Genomic DNA, 17,377 nt, shown 5'->3' on the forward strand with positions numbered 1-17,377 from the left:
AAATGAGATAGCCGTTGAAATTGCCCGATATTATTTGTTTATCGGCTTTTTTTCTGTAGGCTTGGTGGAAAAAGCTAAATTACAATAAGATAATAAATTGACACTCCCCCCTAAAGGGCTAGGATTCTTCGTTCACAGGGAGATGCCTTGTAAAAGCAGTGCCTTTACTTGGTCTTACTCTCCCTCCCGAAGCAGTAACGGTATGCCCTGCCGTCAAAATTCGTAAACCTTCATATAAAATATTCTTAGCAGCATTAATATCTCTATCATGGTTTTCTCCACATTTAGGACATTGCCAACTACGAACATCCAAACTCAAGCTATCCACGCGACTTAAACACTTATTACAAGTCTTAGAACTGGGATAAAACCTATCTACTTCGACATAGGTTTTTCCTGCCCACTGGGCTTTGTACTTCAACATGGTGCAGAATTGTCCCCAACCAGCATCACTAATAGATTTAGCTAGTTTGTGGTTTTTGACCATGTTTCCAACTGCTAGATTCTCGACTACTATGACTTGGTTTTCGTCAACTAATTTACGACTTAGTTTGTGTAAAAAATCTTCGCGACACCGAACTATCTTCGCGTGAACTTTGGCAACTTTAACCCTAGCTTTGTTGCGGTTGCCAGACCCTTTAAGCTTATGACTTAATTGCTTTTGTCTCTTCGCTAATTTCTTTTCATACTTTCGATAGTATTTGGGATTCCCATGTTTGGTTCCATCGGATGTAACAGCATAGTGAGTTAGTCCCACATCTATGCCAATGGCTTTTCCTTCTGTTGATTTCTCAGGTAAGTCTTTGCCGTTATCATAGAGGCAGGCCGCCAAGTATTCCCCCGATGGATTAACTGAAACCGTAACCGACTTTAGAGTCCCCTCTGGTTGTCGTGATACTTTACAACGAACATCACCAATCTTAGGCAGTTTCAATGTATCATCTTTTAATTCACAACCTTGAGGAAATCTAATAGACTGTCTATTTTGTTTCTTTTTGAAGTTGGGATATTTAGCCCTACCCTCGAAGAAGTTCAGGAAAGCACTAGAAAGATTTAAAGCAGCTTGCTGAAGGACTTGTGATGGTGCTTCAGCCAACCACTCATACTCTTTCTTCAGGGAGGGTAGAAGTTTGATTATTTCATTTCTGCTTAACCCCTTCCCCGTTTGCTTGTAAGTTTCAGACGTTAAGTTGAGGGCATAGTTATAGAACCATCTAGTACATCCAAACGACTTGGCAAGCAAAACTGATTGCTCACTTGTCGGATAGATTCTGTACTTGAAGGCTTTTAACATTTTGTTTACCAAACCAGTCTTAACTATGGTAACACAGGACAGCCTAAATGCAAATCAGTCTTAAAAGACGGGTTTTTAGACCCATTTTTTTGATAAAATTTGATAAAATAAGAATGTGTCAAGCTATCGATAAATTTTTATTTTCATGTCCGCTCCCTCGGAGTGTGTGTATTGCCACCGATGACAACAGACTCTTTCCACCTGTCTCTCCTAGAAAGGGCGATCGCAGCGTCGAGCAACAGCATCCTGATCGCAGATGCTGGCAGGCTCGACAGACCTATTATATATTGCAATCCTGCTTTTGAGAAACTGACTGGCTACACCCGGGAAGAAGTCATTGGACGCAACTGCCGGTTTTTGCAAGGCCCGGATACCGATCGCGCCGAATTAGACAGACTCCGCAGCAGTTTGCGATCGGGAACAGAAGTTAAGGTAATTCTCAAGAATTACCGCAAGGATAAAACACCTTTTTGGAACGAATTAACTGTTTCCCCCGTCCTCGATGGCGACGGAAACCTCACTCATTTTATCGGAGTTCAGAACGATATTACCCAAAGAGTCGCAGCCGAAACAGCCCTGCAAGAAAGCGAAGAAAGATTGCGGGCGATCGCTACTGCGACTCCCATTCCTACGATCATTACGCGCCGTTCAGACAGCGCAATTTTGTACGCAAATTCTGCCCTCGGAGAAACTTTCGGTTTGAGTTCAGACAAGCTGATCGCTAGCAAAAAGATCGACTTTTATGCTAATGCGGGCGATCGCCATCAATTGCTAGAATCAGTCAAAAAACACGGCTTTAGCGACAGCGATCAAATCTGCCTCAAGAAAGCAAATGGCAGTTGCTTTTGGGCAAAGATGTCGATGCGAGCGATTAATTTTAAGGGCGAAGCATCAATTTTATCGTCATTTTATGATATTACCGATCGCGTAGAAGCAGAAACCGCACTCCGCCAAAGCGAAGCGAGGTTGCAAAAACTAGCCGCCAACGTTCCGGGAATGATTTATCAATTTCAGCTAGCAGCCGACGGCGCTGTGTCATTCCCCTACATCAGTTCTGGCTGTCGCGAACTCTACGAATTAGAACCAGAGGTGCTGCAAAAGTCAGCTATTCCTGCGATCGAAATGATTCACCCAGAGGATGCACAAAACTTCCACGAAACTCTGGCCATCTCAGCTAAAACTTTAGATCCTTGGCGGTGGGAAGGCAGATTAGTGTTACCTGGCGATCGCATCAAGTGGGTTAGCGGGGCTTCCAGACCCGAACTGAGCGAAAAAGGTGACATTATTTGGGATGGTTTGTTGATCGACATTAGCGATCGCAAACTTGCCGAATCAGCACTGCGACAAAGCGAAGCCCGATTCCAAAAAATGGCCGGCAACCTGCCGGGAATGATTTATCAATACTTGCAGCATCTCGACGGTACCAATGAATTCATTTATGTCAGTCCCGGCTGTTGGGAACTCTATGAATTAACTCCAGAAAAAGTTCAAAAAAACTCAAATTTAATGTGGTCGTTGGTGCATTCAGAAGACCTACAACCGATGCAAGAGTCACTCACAATTTGCGGAAAAAATTTACAACCTTGGAAATATGAAGGGCGGATCGTTACGCGATCGGGAAAACTGAAATGGATTCGCGCCATTGCTCGCCCCGAACTGCAACCGGGCGGCGAGATACTTTGGGAAGGGGTGACAATCGATATTAGCGATCGCAAGGTAGCAGAAATCGCCCTCAGCGAGTCAAAAGTTGCCCTGGAACAAGCCAATCAAGAACTAGAAAAGCGCGTCCTAGAACGCACAGAAGCTTTGCAAAAATCCAAAAAAATGCTGTGGTTGGTGATCGACAACATCCCTCAGTTAATCGCCTGGAAAGATCTAGATTCAGTTTACTTGGGAGGTAACAAAAACTTTGCCACAATCGCAGGTTTAAATCATCCCACTGAAATCACCGGTCTCACGGACTACGATATGCCCTGGAAGCCAGAAGAAACACAATTTTTCCGAGATTGCGATTGCCGGATCATGGCAAAAAATACCGCTGAATATCACATTATTGAACCTCAAATGCAAGCCGACGGCACCCAGCGCTGGATGGATGCAAATAAAATACCTTTGCATGACAATTACGGCAATGTCGTCGGCATTTTATGTACTTTGGAAGACATCACCGATCGGCTTTCACTTGAAGCTAAAGTCCGGGCCAGCGAGGAACTATTTCGCAAAATATTTGAAGATGCACCCATCGGTATCTATTTAGCCAATTTAGACGATCGCCAGTTGGTGCGAGTCAATAAAACTTACTGCGAAATGCTGGGATATACAGCAGCAGAATTGCTGAGTACAACATTCATAGAAATTGGGCATCCCGAAGATCGTCAAAACAATCTCGAAGCTGCTGCCGCTCTCAATCGGGGAGAAATTCCGAGCTATCAAATCGAAATTCGCCATATTTCGGCTACAGGTAAAACTGTTTGGGTAAATGTGACAGCTACTTTGATCCGAGACGGGGAAGGAAAAGCTATTTACAACTTAGGGATGATTGAAAATATTACTAACCGCAAAATTTCCGCAGCAGCACTCCAAGCTTCGGAATCTCAATTGAGAAAACAAGCAACTCAATTGCAAGAAGCCTACGAACAACTCCAACATACTCAAATCCAATTAATTCAATCAGAAAAAATGTCTAGCCTCGGGCAGATGGTGGCTGGTATCGCCCATGAAATCAACAATCCTGCAAATTTTATTAACGGCAATATTTCTCACACCAACATCTATTTTAACGACTTAATAGAACTTTTGAATCTCTACCAGCACTATTACCCGTCTCCTGCTCAGCAAATTACCGAAACACTGAAGCAAATAGAGTTTGATTTCCTCAAGGAAGACTTGCCAAAAATGCTAAATTCTATGAAAGTAGGAGTAGAAAGAATTAGTGATATTGTATTGTCGCTGCGGAATTTTGCGCGATTAGATCAATCAGAAATAAAGTTAGCAGATCTTCATGAAGGAATTGAGAGTACGCTGTTAATTGTGCAGCATCGATTGCACCACGACACTCAAGAAAAACGAATTGAAATCATTAAAGACTACGGAACTATATCGAAAATTTACTGTTGTGCGGGGCAGTTAAATCAGGTGTTTTTTAATATTATCAGCAATGCAATTGACGCTGTGGAAAACCGCAAACAACCCCGGACGATCGTGATTCGTACTGAAATGAAAAAAGCTGGGTTGAACAATAGTAAAAGCAATGTCGGCGAGTGCGATCGCGTGGTCATTTGCATCGCCGACAGCGGCCCTGGAATGACCGAAGACGTTAGCAAGCGCCTGTTTGACCCCTTTTTTACCACGAAACCGGTTGGGTCTGGAACAGGTTTGGGATTGTCCATCAGCCATCAGATTGTGGTAGAAAAACATAAGGGAAGTCTGCGGTGCATCTCAGCGCCCGGACAAGGAGCAGAATTCTGGATTGAAATTCCGGTTTCAACAGTTGACAGTTGACAATTGACAGTTGACAGTTTGAGAGCGACCTCTACCCTTAAGTCCGAGGATTGGAGTAATGAATACTCTGATTTTAATTTCTCCCGCTCCGGCGGGCGGGCTTTCAACCAATTCTTTCTGGTAAAGGATGGAAATTTAGATAAAACGTACGGTCTTCTTTTAATCCCCAATTGCCGTCGGTGCTTGAGTTATCAGGGTTTTGAATTAACGGCACTGAGACGCCGAAATTAATCTCATTTGTGCGGTGTGCTCATCTGCTGCCCTTATTCGCTAGGCAATTATGCTGAAAAAACTACCTTTATCCTGGTCTCGCTACATTCCAGCCGGGTTGACACTTGTTTTGGGTGTCGGATTCTCGGCCCTGGCATTTGCCTTGGTTTGGGACTGGGAAGACAGGCGCCACGACTACGAAATGCACCGCCGCATCGACGATATTTCGATCGGCATTGAACGCCAACTCAACTCAGACTTAGACGCAGTTCTCGCCCTCAGCGACTACATGAAAGCGTTTAGCGTCGTCGAACGTTCTTCTTTTGCTCGGTTTGTCGGCCGTCCCCTATCCGTTCACCCCAGCCTGCAACTGCTGGCTTGGGCCCCCCGCGTTCCCAATTCCCAGCGCGCCAACTACGAAGCCCAAGCCAGAACCGAAACTGACTCCAGCTTCCAGATTACAGAGCGCGGCCCCCAGGGAGAACTCCGCAAGGCCGGCCAGCGTTCGGAATATTTCCCAGCTTTTTACGTCGAACCAACGGCGGGAAACGAGACAGCATTGGGATTTGACCTCACTTCCCACCCAGAAATTCGCGCTGCGATCGATCGCGCGCGCGATACTGGAGAAATGATTGTCACCAGCTACGACGGTCTAATTCAGCGCAATTCGCCGGAAGTGGGTCTTTTGGTAATAGTTCCGATTTACGAAAACAGCACTAAACCGACTACCCTGGAATCCCGCCGCCAACTGCTACAAGGATTTGTTCTGGGCGTATTTCAAGGCAAAGATATTTTCCAAACCTCTTTAAAAGGACGCAATACCGACTACCTCACCATTTATCTCGCCAGCGAGCCTCCAGACAAGCCAGAAGCACTGCCGTTGTTACCGCCAACGCCCGACCCCGTTCTGCAAAATCGGGCTGCTGACGGGCAAATTCCGCAATTTGCGGCTTTGTTCCAATCCTCCACCCAACAAGTGTTCACCGCATCGGCCGCTGCGAAAGTAACTCAAAGGTCAAACTGCCCGATTCTGGACAATCCAGGCCCGCAGTATGCGGCTTGCCAAAGGGTGCTGAAAATTAGCGGCAGCCAGTGGTCTTTATACGTGTCTGCAACGCCGGAAATTCGGAAGACTCGCAAGCACTGGCGTTCTTGGGGAACTCTGAGTATGGGGATGTTGTGGACTCTGCTGCCGGTGACATATATGCTGACAGCGTTGAGTCGCACCGCCCAAATCGAAAAGCTAGCCCGAGAAAGAATTCTCCAAACCGAACAGTTGCAGGCTGCTTACCAACAGTTGGAAGTGGAACAAGCGAAATCCGAGCAACTGTTGCTGAATGTTTTGCCGGCGGCGATCGTCCTGCGTTTGAAAGACAATGAACATAATATCGCCGAAAGTTTTGGGGAAGTAACGGTGATGTTTGCCGACATTGTGGGCTTTACAGAGCTTTCGTCGAGAATTTCAGCGACTGCGGTAGTGTCCGTGCTCAATGATATTTTTTCAGCTTTTGATCATTTAGCCGATCGCCACGGTTTGGAGAAAATTAAGACTATTGGTGATGCTTACATGGTTGTCGGCGGTTTACCTACTCCGCGAGAGGATCATGCCGAGGCGGTGGCGAATATGGCGATCGATATGCTACAAGAAATCCGGTTTCTGAGCTTAAATCATTCCGAACCATTCAGCATTCGGATCGGAATTAGCAGTGGCCCTGTAGTTGCCGGCGTCATCGGCTTAAAAAAGTTTATTTACGACCTTTGGGGCGACACAGTAAATATTGCTTCGCGCATGGAATCCCACGGGATTACCGGCTGCATTCAAGTCACCGCCGAAACCTACGAAATATTAAAGAATAAATACACTTTTCAGAAGCGAGGGGCGATTCAAGTTAAGGGCAAGGGATACATGGTTACTTATTTGTTGACTGGTCGTAAATAATAGCAATTTTCCAAATTTATTTTGTAGGGTGTGTCGTTATCGCTCGTACCCGAAAAAATCTAAAATCGAGCTAACGACGCACAGGCGAGAATATTTGAGGAAACAACTTGGACGTTCATTCCACTAAATAATTGTGTTGTAGCAATATTTGTTTGTGCTTGGTATAATTCCCAAATCCAGGGTGGATCTCATTTTTGTAAAAAGCATTTTTTTCTTATAGTGCTGTCCGATCTGATTGGCACAAGATAACGACCCAATTGTCTTAGTAGACTCCTTATATAGCAAGGATTTTAGGATTTCCATATCTAGAAAATCAATTAGGATTGCTATAGTGCGAGCGTCCCCGCTCGCGTATCGTATAATACGCGAGCGGGGACAGCACTATAATAAAAAATGCTTTTTACAAAAATGAGATGCTCCCAATGTTTTTTTTGATGCGACCTCGCTTAGGAATGACAATTAAATAACTTACAATTTTTACTGTTCTTGTGGGATGGGCGTCCCGCCCGTCCCACAAATATGTGTAAATTATTTAATTCGCGATCCTTAGTATACAATTAGTATAAGAGGGCTGAAGCCCAACAACATACCTCACTTATCTGAGAAGGGTTATATCAACGTTTATTCTGATATTTTAGATGAATTAATGTCTCATTTTCCCTACGCCCGATCGCACAAATCCTCCTTACTGCATCCGATCGATCGTCCGATACTGCACCGCCTCCCCCACGTGATTAGTCTTCAAGCTGTCATCCCCCGACAAATCCGCAATAGTCCTAGCAACCTTCAAAATGCGATCGCTAGCCCGCGCCGAAAGCCCCAATTTCCGAATCGCCATCTCCAACAAATTCCGCGAAGCATCATCCAACTGACACCATTGGTTAATGTGGCTGCTTAGCATCTGCGCGTTACACCGCAAGCCAGCTTCTGACTGAAAACGGCGAGTCGCCATCTCTCGCGCCCGCTGCACCCTCACCCGCACCGGTTCCGACTCCTCCCCCGTCGCCTGTCTGGTAATTTCCTCAGGTTTCAAACGATTAACCGCCACTTGCAAATCAATCCGATCCATCAAAGGCCCCGAAAGTTTTGCCCAATATTGTTCCCTCTTTTGGGGCGAACAAGTACACTGTTGGATCGAGTCGCCATAGTAACCGCAAGCGCAAGGATTCGTACTAGCAACTAATGTAAATTGTGCCGGAAACATCACCGATTGTCTGGTTCTAGAAATCGTCACATAACCGTCTTCTAAAGGCTGTCGCAAAAACTCCAAAACATCTCTTTTAAATTCAGTTAATTCATCCAGAAAAAGTATGCCGCGATGTGCTAAGGAAATTTCACCCGGACGCGGAAAACTGCCCCCGCCAACGAGAGAAGGCCCGGATGCTGAATGGTGAGGACTGCGAAAAGGTCGATCGCTCACCAGCATACCCTTATCCTTCAACAAACCAGCCACCGAATGAATTTGAGTCACATCCAAAGCTTCATCAAAAGTCAGCGGTGGCAAAATACCCGGCAAACGTCTCGCCAGCATCGTCTTGCCGCTTCCTGGCGGCCCCACAAAAATCAAATTGTGTCCACCGGCAGCCGCAATTTCCAAAGCCCGCCGCGCGTGAATTTGCCCCTTTACGTCTTTTAAATCTAGACCCTGAAACCTAGTTTTTCCTAACTCTTCTCTACCGTTTACTTGTATCGGTGAATAAACTTGAGGATTGTTCAAAAAATCAGTAACTGCAAATATATTTTCAAAACCGTAAACAGATATTCCTTTTACTAAAGCCGCTTCCTTTGCATTGGCTGCTGGTACAATTAACCCCGAAATACCCATTTTGGCAGCAGCAGCGGCGATCGGCAAAACCCCCGCCACAGGCCGCAAACTCCCGTCCAAAGAGAGTTCCCCCAAAAACAAATAATCTCCCAACAGCTCGGCGCTGACCTGTTCGGATGCTGCTAAAATGCCAATGGCGATCGGCAAATCAAAACTCGGGCCTTCCTTACGCAAATCCGCCGGAGTCAAATTAATCACAATACTCCGCATCGGAAAACCATATCCCGAATTTTTGAGCGTAGCCTTAACCCTTTCTTTAGCCTCTTGCACCGCCGAATCCGGCAACCCCACAACCACAATTTTCGGCAGTCCCCCCGATACATCAGCCTCCACACCCACCTTTACCGCGTCAATTCCTACGATAGATGCACTCCAAACCCTCGCAAGCATTATTTTTTATCCTCAATTTGCCTGTCTTCGATCCATCATCTATTATGATTAACAATGACTAATGAATATCAGAAGAGGCAAGAAAAACTTTTCGTTGCCTCTTCCTTTTCTCCTCTTCTCTTCCTTCTCTCCTCCTGCCTCTTCCCCCTTCCTCCCTCCCCTTGTCCCCTCCGCCTTCCCCCTTCCCTGAAAATTTATCCGTTACATCCCGTACATTGCCCGTTGCCGAACTTCGTTAACACCCATGACAACCCAAGAAACGCTTTTCAGCAAAATCATCCGCAAAGAGATTCCCGCAGACATCGTTTATGAGGACGACTTAGCCCTCGCCTTCAGAGATATCAATCCGCAAGCGCCAGTCCACATCCTCGTCATTCCCAAAAAACCTATTCCCAAATTAGCCGATGCCGAATCGGGAGATCATGCCCTCATGGGACACCTGCTGCTGACTGTAAAACGGGTAGCCGAACAACTCGGACTCAGTAACGGCTATCGCGTCGTGATTAATACCGGCAATGACGGTGGCCAAACCGTAGATCACCTGCACCTTCACATTCTCGGCGGACGGCACATGAAGTGGCCCCCAGGCTAAAGGCTAATTTTTAGGCACAATTTACGAAAGAAACCCGGTTTATGGCAATTGTAAAGCGCCTTATGAACCGGGTTTTTAGTTGATGAATCCGGTTGATTGCGGATTCTGGAGAATTTAGTGCGATCGCCACATCCGTGAGAACATAAATAACTTCTTGAATAGAGCCGATACTCCTCAAGCATCAATGATTTGATTCTCGTTCTACAACCGTCAACAGTCAACCGTCAACAGTCAACTGTCAACCGTCAATCCACCTAGGATATGTAAACAAATATTAAAATTCATCTGCTCAATCGCCAATTAAGATATGTTTAACTATAAAGAAGTTTGACCTCAACAAAAATAATTTGACTTAACTGCTGAACCAACCTACAGAAGAAAGATTCAGCTCTTCTGCCCGCTTTATTTTAACCGTATTTATTCTGTAATATTACTTTGCAAACAGCCACAAAAATTCATCAAGAATCAAGTTATGTAAAGGATTATAAATTTATTCAAATATAAGCACTAATCCCTTTGCAAACTGTTGTGAATAGTGTTACTAATATAAGCGTGGAGATTTCCACAACAGAACGTTGAAAATTCAATTAAGCAATCATAAAACAAATGACAACAACCGTACAGCGTCGCGAAAGCGGCAACGTTTGGGAACGGTTCTGCGAGTGGGTAACTAGCACCGATAACCGGATTTATGTTGGTTGGTTTGGGACAATCATGATCCCAACTCTGCTGACCGCAACCACCTGCTACATCATTGCCTTTGTAGCAGCTCCTCCTGTGGATATTGACGGCATCCGCGAACCAGTTGCTGGTTCCTTGATGTTCGGCAATAACCTGATCAGTGGTGCTGTTGTTCCTTCGTCTAATGCGATCGGGCTTCACTTCTATCCCATCTGGGAAGCAGCCTCTTTAGACGAATGGTTGTACAACGGCGGCCCTTACCAGCTCGTCATTTTCCACTTCCTCATCGGCATTTTTTGCTACATGGGCCGCCAGTGGGAACTGAGCTATCGCTTAGGAATGCGTCCTTGGATCTGCGTAGCCTACTCTGCACCTGTGGCATCTGCTACCGCAGTATTTTTGATTTACCCGATCGGGCAAGGCAGCTTTTCTGACGGAATGCCCCTGGGTATCAGCGGCACATTCAACTTCATGATCGTGTTCCAAGCCGAGCACAACATCCTAATGCACCCCTTCCATATGTTGGGAGTTGCTGGTGTCTTCGGCGGTGCTTTGTTTTCTGCCATGCACGGTTCTTTAGTAACATCTTCTTTGGTTCGCGAGACAAGTGAAAGCGAATCGCTAAACTACGGTTACAAATTTGGTCAAGAAGAAGAAACCTACAACATCGTTGCAGCCCACGGCTACTTCGGTCGTTTGATCTTCCAATATGCAAGTTTTAACAACAGCCGTTCCTTGCACTTCTTATTAGGTGCGTGGCCAGTTGTCGGCATCTGGTTTACCGCTTTAGGTATTTCCACGATGGCGTTTAACCTCAACGGTTTCAACTTCAATCAATCGATTATCGACTCCCAAGGTCGCGTCATCAATACTTGGGCTGATGTCATCAACCGCGCCAACTTGGGTATGGAAGTTATGCACGAGCGCAACGCTCACAACTTCCCCCTCGACTTGGCCGCCGGTGCTGTCACCCCAGTAGCATTGGTTGCTCCTTCCATCAACGGCTAAATTTAGCTGTTGATTAATAAAAAGCGCTCTCTCCAAATGAGGGCGCTTTTTGTTTTGGAAAGCATAAATTAAGAGATTTATTTTTGATATTGTTTCCGCTACACTGACCAGAATCAAATTGGTTTGTAGTGAGGACTTTAGTCCTTTCTTGGATGCAGACTAAAGTCCTCACTACAAACCTTTATGATATGATATATTGATTAAGAATTATTATAGCCTTTCTCAAAAAGGTGAGGTATGACTGACAGGTTATATAACCACTGAAACCAAGAGGGCTCTCTTCCCAACAACGTCCGCGAATCTTTCTGAGAACCGCTATATATTTAATTGGTAATCATCAAAGTGGCGATATTTAAAAGACTTAAATTTGAAAAACTCGCGGTTGAGAAATCTCAAATATTCGGCGGGGCGATCCTCTTCGAGGGCTTCGCTAACGCATTTTTCAGCGGCATTTTGATGGCATTGACAACAGCACCAGTCAATGCTTGGCCGTTGGCTTGGGTAGCATTAGCACCCCTGTGGGTTTTGGTTGTCAGTTATGAACGAGCAATAATCACAGAAAAAAAACAAAAAGTTCTTCCTTCTTTCCTATTCATTCTTCCTGCTTCCTTCTTCCTTCTTCCTGCTCTCTGGGGAATCGGCTATCACGGATTAGCCATATCTTGGATTATGGGAATACACCCAATGACTTGGTTGGGAGTTCCTTGGTGGCCCAGTTTGGCGATCGCACTTTTTTGCTGGGCATTCATCACCCTCTGGGGAGCCGGATTAGTCACTGTTTGGGCGTGGCTATTTATAATTCTCAACTCCCTCACTTTACCACGCAAAAATCCTCTTCTTATTCTTAACTCCCCCCCTTTACAAGGGGGGGCAGGGGGGGGTAGATCTAAATTATCAGGGTTGGCCCGCGTGTTAATTGGTACAGCTTTGTGGTGCGCCTTAGAAAGTATTTGGAGTATGGGTTCGCTGTGGTGGACATCACTATCATACACCCAAAGCCCGCACAACTTAGCCATATTGCACCTCGGTCAACTCTCCGGGCCCAGCGCAGTAACAGCGGCAATTGTAGCAGTAAATGGCTTAATTGCTGAAGCTTTTATCGCAGGAAGAAGGAAGAAGGAAGAGGGAAGTTCGGCAACGAGCAATGTACGGGATGTAACGGATGGGAGGAAGGAGGAGGGAAGAAAGAAGAAGGGAGAAGGAAGATGGAAGAAGTGGGTTGCTTATATTTTGCCTGCGGGTTTATTTTTAGTTTTGCATATTGTCGGCTGGAGTTTGTACAATCGCCCGTTAATTCAAGAGGCGGGAACAGGATTAAAAATTGGGATTATTCAAGGCAATATTCCTAACGAGATTAAGTTTGACTCAGGTGGTTGGCGGCGCGCTTTGGAAGGTTACACGGCTGGATATAAGGAGTTAGCTGACAGAGGAGTAGATGCTGTGTTGCTTCCAGAGACGGCTTTGCCTTTTATCTGGACAAACGAGTATCAACGTTCTACTCTTTCTTTTTACCAAGCGATTCTCCAACGCGGTGTTCTGGCTTGGGTTGGAGGATTCGGACAGGAAGGAGATAGCATGACTAATAGCTTATTGGCGATCGACAAAACAGGAGAAATTGTCAGCCGGTATGATAAACTCAAGCTAGTGCCCTTAGGCGAATACATCCCTTTTTACGAAATCTTAGGCGGCATTATTAATCGGCTGTCTCCCTTAGATACTCATTTAGTACCAGGGAACTCAAAACAATGGTTTAATACGCCGTTTGGCCACGCTATTGTCGGAATTTGTTACGATTCAGCGTTTGCTGAAGTTTTCCGATATCAGGCGGCAAATGGAGGTGAATTTATACTCACAGCTTCCAACAATGCCCATTACAAACCGCCAATGCTGGCTCAGCATCACGCTTTGGATGTGATGCGGGCCATTGAAACTGATAGATGGGCTGCGATCGCAACTAATACAGGTTATTCTGCTTTTGTAAATCCTCGCGGCGAGACGATTTGGAAGTCTGGAATTAATACCTATGAAGTCCGAGATGCTACTATTTATCGGCGGCAAACTCGGACTTTGTACGTGCGGTGGGGAGATTGGCTGACGCCTTTATTGTTGGTTTTAGCTGGGTTAATGTGGTTAATTGCTAGAAATTAACGTTAGGCGGAAGCTATAGCATTTCGATCTCCATATGAGGTACTCATGGGCATAGGGCATAGGGCATGAGTTACTGGTTATTGGTTATTAGAACGAACAAGAAACATAAGACAAATAAGCTCCGAGGCATTTAAATTGCACGTCCGAATAAAGTTAAACTTTTGTGGGGCGGGAATCCTGCCCGCCGTAAAAATACAATTTAAATGCACAAAAGCGTAACCAATCACCAATGACTAACGCTCGACAACCAATGACCAATAACCAATAACTAATAACCAATAACCAATAACCAATGACTAATCACTAATGACTTTAATGCTCTTTTGCCCGAGCATGAACGCTAGGAGATAAAGTAATTAAATCGTTGATATTGCGCTGCATAGTAGCACAAATATTATCCAAAGGCAAATCATTGGCATCGTGTCCAAAAGGATTTTCAATTTCAATGCCGATTTCTTCGATACCGAACAAAGCAAAACTAATTAAAGCTACCACAGGGCCTGTCCCCCAAGTTAACTCCTTCACCATTTGAAAAGGCAGTGCCAAGCAGTAAAGCAAGAGTAGCTGTTTGAGATGAATCGCGTAAGCAAGAGGCATCGGAGTTCTCAAAATCCGCTCGCAACCGCTCAAGGCCTCAATCATGTTATTTACTAACTGATTCATCGCAGTTAGCCGATAGACATCGAGGTTATTTGCCTCGTACTGTATCGTCAAATAATCCCCAATCCAAAAAGCAATTTCGAGGGGAGGATTGTTCATCTTTTTGAGATTCTCATACTGTTGGGGTAGTACGTAAGGCTCTATTTCTGAGCTAATTGGTTCTTGGCGCAAGTGCAATTTCATTGCTATGGCAAAAGCCACTAATAATCGCAAAGTAGACTTTTTTTTCGCTAAATCATCCGGTTCTCGATCGCTAATAGATACCCAGATTTGACGTGCCAAATTTCTGACTGCAATAATTAAGGTTCCCCAGCACCTCCGGCCTTCCCAAAATCGATCGTAAGCTGTATTTGTCCGAAACACTAACAATAAGCCGAGGACTATACTGGGAACAATGCTTGATAGGATGGGCAAGGATACTGGGAAGTTAAAAAAGTACAGTACCGAAATCAACAACCCAAAACTAGCGCACAGCATGACGCGGCGCCAAATGAAAAAAATGATCGACCCTTGAAACTGGAAGGCAACTTTAAACCAGGGCCGCTTTTCTGTAATCATCACAATCTCCTGTTAAAATAAAATCCAGCACTGGGGACTGTATGGGCGTGACAAATGCCTGCTAGACATTGTTTTCAGATGCGATCGCACTTTCACCGAATAGCAAGGGTTTGAAGCCCTTACTCAGGTCGGCAGATTGTGATAAGAACCGAGTTTAAATCTCCGTTATTATCACTTCGCTGTCAACTGTCAACTGTCAACTGTCAACTGTTCACCACGCTGCTTTTATCCGCACAACCTTCGGATTTTACCGAAAAAACTCATCTTTGCGATCGATCGCCAATCTAATATTGATTTCATTAGACACTTAATTAGGTAAGATTGGTTATGTATCTTTAGACCTCAGCTTCCGTGCCAGAGCTACCGACATCTGTACCCCCGCATTCTCCCCGATTGCCGAACCAACGGTGGCAAATTTATTCGCCTCAACCACAGCAAGCCGAACAGTTTGCCAATGAAATCGGTTTGTCATGCTTGCTAGCACAGGTACTTATTAATCGCGGTATCGATTCTCTCGAAGAAGTGCAAGGGTTTATCGAACCGGAATCTCTGGTTTTGCCGGCGCCACTGGATGAATTTCCCGATTTGGCTGCGAGTGTCAAATTGTTGCGGGAGGCGATTTCAACAGGGCAGAAAATTGCGATTTGTGGCGACTACGATGCTGACGGGATGACGAGCACGGCTTTGTTGCTGCGAGCTCTGAGGGCTTTGGGCGCGAATGTTGATTATGCGATTCCCAGCCGGATGCACGAAGGTTACGGGATTAACGATCGCATTGTAGAAGAATTTCATGCCGAAGGTGTGGCTCTGATTCTGACGGTAGACAACGGGATTGCAGCCTATGGCCCAGTTGCCAGAGCGCGAGAACTCGGTGTAAAAGTTATTATTACAGACCACCACGATTTGCCGCCAAAACTGCCCCCGGCTGATGCTATTCTCAACCCAAAATTAATTGCGGAATCTTCGCCCTATCGCGGTTTGGCTGGAGTAGGCGTTGCCTATGTTTTGGCGATTACTTTGGCTCAAGATTTGAAGAAAGTTGGCGGGTTGGTGAATCCGCTGCTGGAATTATTTACCTTGGGAACTATTGCAGATTTGGCGCCTCTGACAGGAGTTAACCGCCGCTGGGTAAAGCGGGGTTTGCGACTTTTGCCTCACTCGCAATTAGCCGGAGTTCAAGCTTTGATTCAGGTGGCGGGAGTGCAGCCTGCAAGTGCGGAAAATTTACCTCTTTTTAATTCAAAAACTCAAGCTAACAATACCTTAAAGCCTGAAGATATTGGTTTTCGGCTGGGCCCGCGGATTAATGCTGTGGGGCGGCTGGCTGACCCTCAAATTGTGATAGAGTTGCTGACAACGGACGATCGCGAATTGGCACTCAAAAACGCGATGCAGTGCGAACAAATCAATCAGCGCCGTCAGGAGTTGTGTCAGGAAATTGAGCAGGAAGCGATTGCTTGGTGCGAGAAAAGTGCGCTCAATTTACAGCAGGAACGAGTTTTAGTTGTCGTGCAGCCCGGTTGGCACCACGGGGTGATTGGGATTGTAGCATCTCGGTTGCTCGAACGTTACGGCGTACCCGTTTTTATCGGTACTTTTGAGGATGAGGGTGGCGAAACGGGTAATATCATCCGGGGTTCGGCGAGGGGAATTCCTGAATTTAATGTATTTGACGGGCTAAATTTTTGCGCTGATTTATTAACTAAATTTGGTGGACATAAGGCGGCTGGCGGTTTTTCGATGCCTGCCAAGAATCTCGAACAATTCCGCAAGCAACTGTCAATTTTTGCGAATCAATGTTTGCAGCCGGAACACCTCAAGCCGTTGGTTTCAGTAGATGTGCGAGCGGATTTGGCTGAGATTAATCTTGACCTTTACCGACAAATTGATGCTCTAGAACCTTGCGGGATTGAAAATAAGGCTCCTGTATTTTGGACGCCTAATGTTTGTATTACTGAACAAAAAATTGTTGGTAAGGGAGGTCATGTTAAACTAACTGCAACTCAAGATGAAAAAGGTTCGGCTAGTTTGAAGGGGATTGCGTGGCGTTGGGGTGAATATTTTCCGTTGCCTCGGCGGGTTGATATTGCGTACCGCTTGCGGGAAAATAGTTTTAATGGCAAGACTTCGGTTGAGTTGGAATTGTTGGGTGTCCGCTTAGTGGCCAGTGCTGCTAGTTCGAGGCCGTCGGTGTTTGGAAAAGTTGAGTTTGATTATTGCGATCGCACTTATTCTTGTAGTCTGTCTCCCGCCGGTTCTCAAGAGGAATTGAGAATTCGCAATTCTCAAGGGCAAGTTTTGGTTGTTGAACCTGGACAAAGCATGGGTTTGTTGGGTAACTCCCGCCAGGATGCTAGAGAAGTCGATGTATCTCTACCTTTTTTCGAGAATTTGATTCAAACGGCTAAACACGCCCTCGGTATTTGATCTTCAGTTGACAGTTGACAGTTGACAGTTGACAGCTACCTCTTCCGGTCAGTCCGAGGATTGAAGCAATGAATAGTCTTATTTTAATTTCTCCCTCACTCGTGTTCCGGCTTTCAACCAATTCTTTCTGGTAAACCTAATTCA

Annotated in this window: 9 protein-coding genes; 6 read left to right on the forward strand and 3 right to left on the reverse strand. The window is 45.5% G+C overall.

The window, feature by feature from the left end:
- Positions 1–118 precede the first annotated feature (118 nt).
- Positions 119–1,294, reverse strand: coding sequence for an IS200/IS605 family element RNA-guided endonuclease TnpB (tnpB, locus tag JGK07_RS11365; protein ID WP_293197034.1), 1,176 nt, complete (start codon positions 1,292–1,294; stop codon positions 119–121).
- Between the two features lie 180 nt (positions 1,295–1,474).
- Between tnpB and JGK07_RS11370 the strand changes: the two genes are divergently transcribed.
- Positions 1,475–4,795, forward strand: coding sequence for a PAS domain S-box protein (locus JGK07_RS11370; RefSeq protein WP_293224592.1), 3,321 nt, complete (start codon positions 1,475–1,477; stop codon positions 4,793–4,795).
- Positions 4,796–5,075: 280 nt separating this feature from the next.
- Positions 5,076–6,944 (forward strand): adenylate/guanylate cyclase domain-containing protein, encoded by a 1,869-nt coding sequence (locus tag JGK07_RS11375; RefSeq protein ID WP_293190959.1) that lies wholly within the window; start codon positions 5,076–5,078, stop codon positions 6,942–6,944.
- A 685-nt stretch (positions 6,945–7,629) separates the two neighbouring features.
- Here JGK07_RS11375 and JGK07_RS11380 read toward each other — a convergent pair.
- Entirely contained in the window at positions 7,630–9,159 is a 1,530-nt protein-coding gene (locus JGK07_RS11380; protein ID WP_293190961.1) for a YifB family Mg chelatase-like AAA ATPase, read from the reverse strand.
- A gap of 244 nt (positions 9,160–9,403) precedes the next feature.
- Here JGK07_RS11380 and JGK07_RS11385 point away from each other — a divergent pair, with 244 nt between their 5' ends.
- The 3 genes from JGK07_RS11385 (at position 9,404) to lnt (ending at position 13,588) form a co-directional block, all read left to right on the forward strand.
- On the forward strand, positions 9,404–9,751 hold the full coding sequence (locus tag JGK07_RS11385; RefSeq protein ID WP_293180488.1) for a histidine triad nucleotide-binding protein: 348 nt from the start codon (positions 9,404–9,406) through the stop codon (positions 9,749–9,751).
- A 606-nt stretch (positions 9,752–10,357) separates the two neighbouring features.
- Positions 10,358–11,440, forward strand: a complete 1,083-nt coding sequence (gene psbA / locus JGK07_RS11390) for a photosystem II q(b) protein (protein ID WP_293180485.1) — start codon at positions 10,358–10,360, stop codon at positions 11,438–11,440.
- A gap of 342 nt (positions 11,441–11,782) precedes the next feature.
- On the forward strand, positions 11,783–13,588 hold the full coding sequence (gene lnt, locus JGK07_RS11395; RefSeq protein WP_293241867.1) for an apolipoprotein N-acyltransferase: 1,806 nt from the start codon (positions 11,783–11,785) through the stop codon (positions 13,586–13,588).
- A 312-nt stretch (positions 13,589–13,900) separates the two neighbouring features.
- On the opposite strand, the gene JGK07_RS11400 is transcribed toward lnt, so the two are convergent.
- Positions 13,901–14,806 (reverse strand): bestrophin family protein, encoded by a 906-nt coding sequence (locus JGK07_RS11400; protein WP_293197036.1) that lies wholly within the window; start codon positions 14,804–14,806, stop codon positions 13,901–13,903.
- A 351-nt stretch (positions 14,807–15,157) separates the two neighbouring features.
- On the opposite strand from JGK07_RS11400, the gene recJ reads away from it, so the two are divergent.
- Positions 15,158–17,233, forward strand: a complete 2,076-nt coding sequence (recJ, locus tag JGK07_RS11405) for a single-stranded-DNA-specific exonuclease RecJ (protein WP_293180477.1) — start codon at positions 15,158–15,160, stop codon at positions 17,231–17,233.
- Positions 17,234–17,377: the final 144 nt, after the last annotated feature.

It is taken from the genome of Microcoleus sp. PH2017_24_DOB_U_A (assembly GCF_020738205.1).
Classification (GTDB): domain Bacteria; phylum Cyanobacteriota; class Cyanobacteriia; order Cyanobacteriales; family Microcoleaceae; genus Microcoleus.

Bases quoted from the DNA above. Each gene is read 5' to 3' on its own strand.
- psbA (WP_293180485.1), top strand. From the start codon at position 10,358: ATGACAACAACCGTACAGCGTCGCGAAAGCGGCAACGTTTGGGAACGG.
- JGK07_RS11385 (WP_293180488.1), top strand. From the start codon at position 9,404: ATGACAACCCAAGAAACGCTTTTCAGCAAAATCATCCGCAAAGAGATT.
- JGK07_RS11380 (WP_293190961.1), bottom strand. From the start codon at position 9,159: ATGCTTGCGAGGGTTTGGAGTGCATCTATCGTAGGAATTGACGCGGTA.
- JGK07_RS11375 (WP_293190959.1), top strand. From the start codon at position 5,076: ATGCTGAAAAAACTACCTTTATCCTGGTCTCGCTACATTCCAGCCGGG.
- JGK07_RS11400 (WP_293197036.1), bottom strand. From the start codon at position 14,806: ATGATTACAGAAAAGCGGCCCTGGTTTAAAGTTGCCTTCCAGTTTCAA.
- tnpB (WP_293197034.1), bottom strand. From the start codon at position 1,294: ATGTTAAAAGCCTTCAAGTACAGAATCTATCCGACAAGTGAGCAATCA.
- JGK07_RS11370 (WP_293224592.1), top strand. From the start codon at position 1,475: ATGACAACAGACTCTTTCCACCTGTCTCTCCTAGAAAGGGCGATCGCA.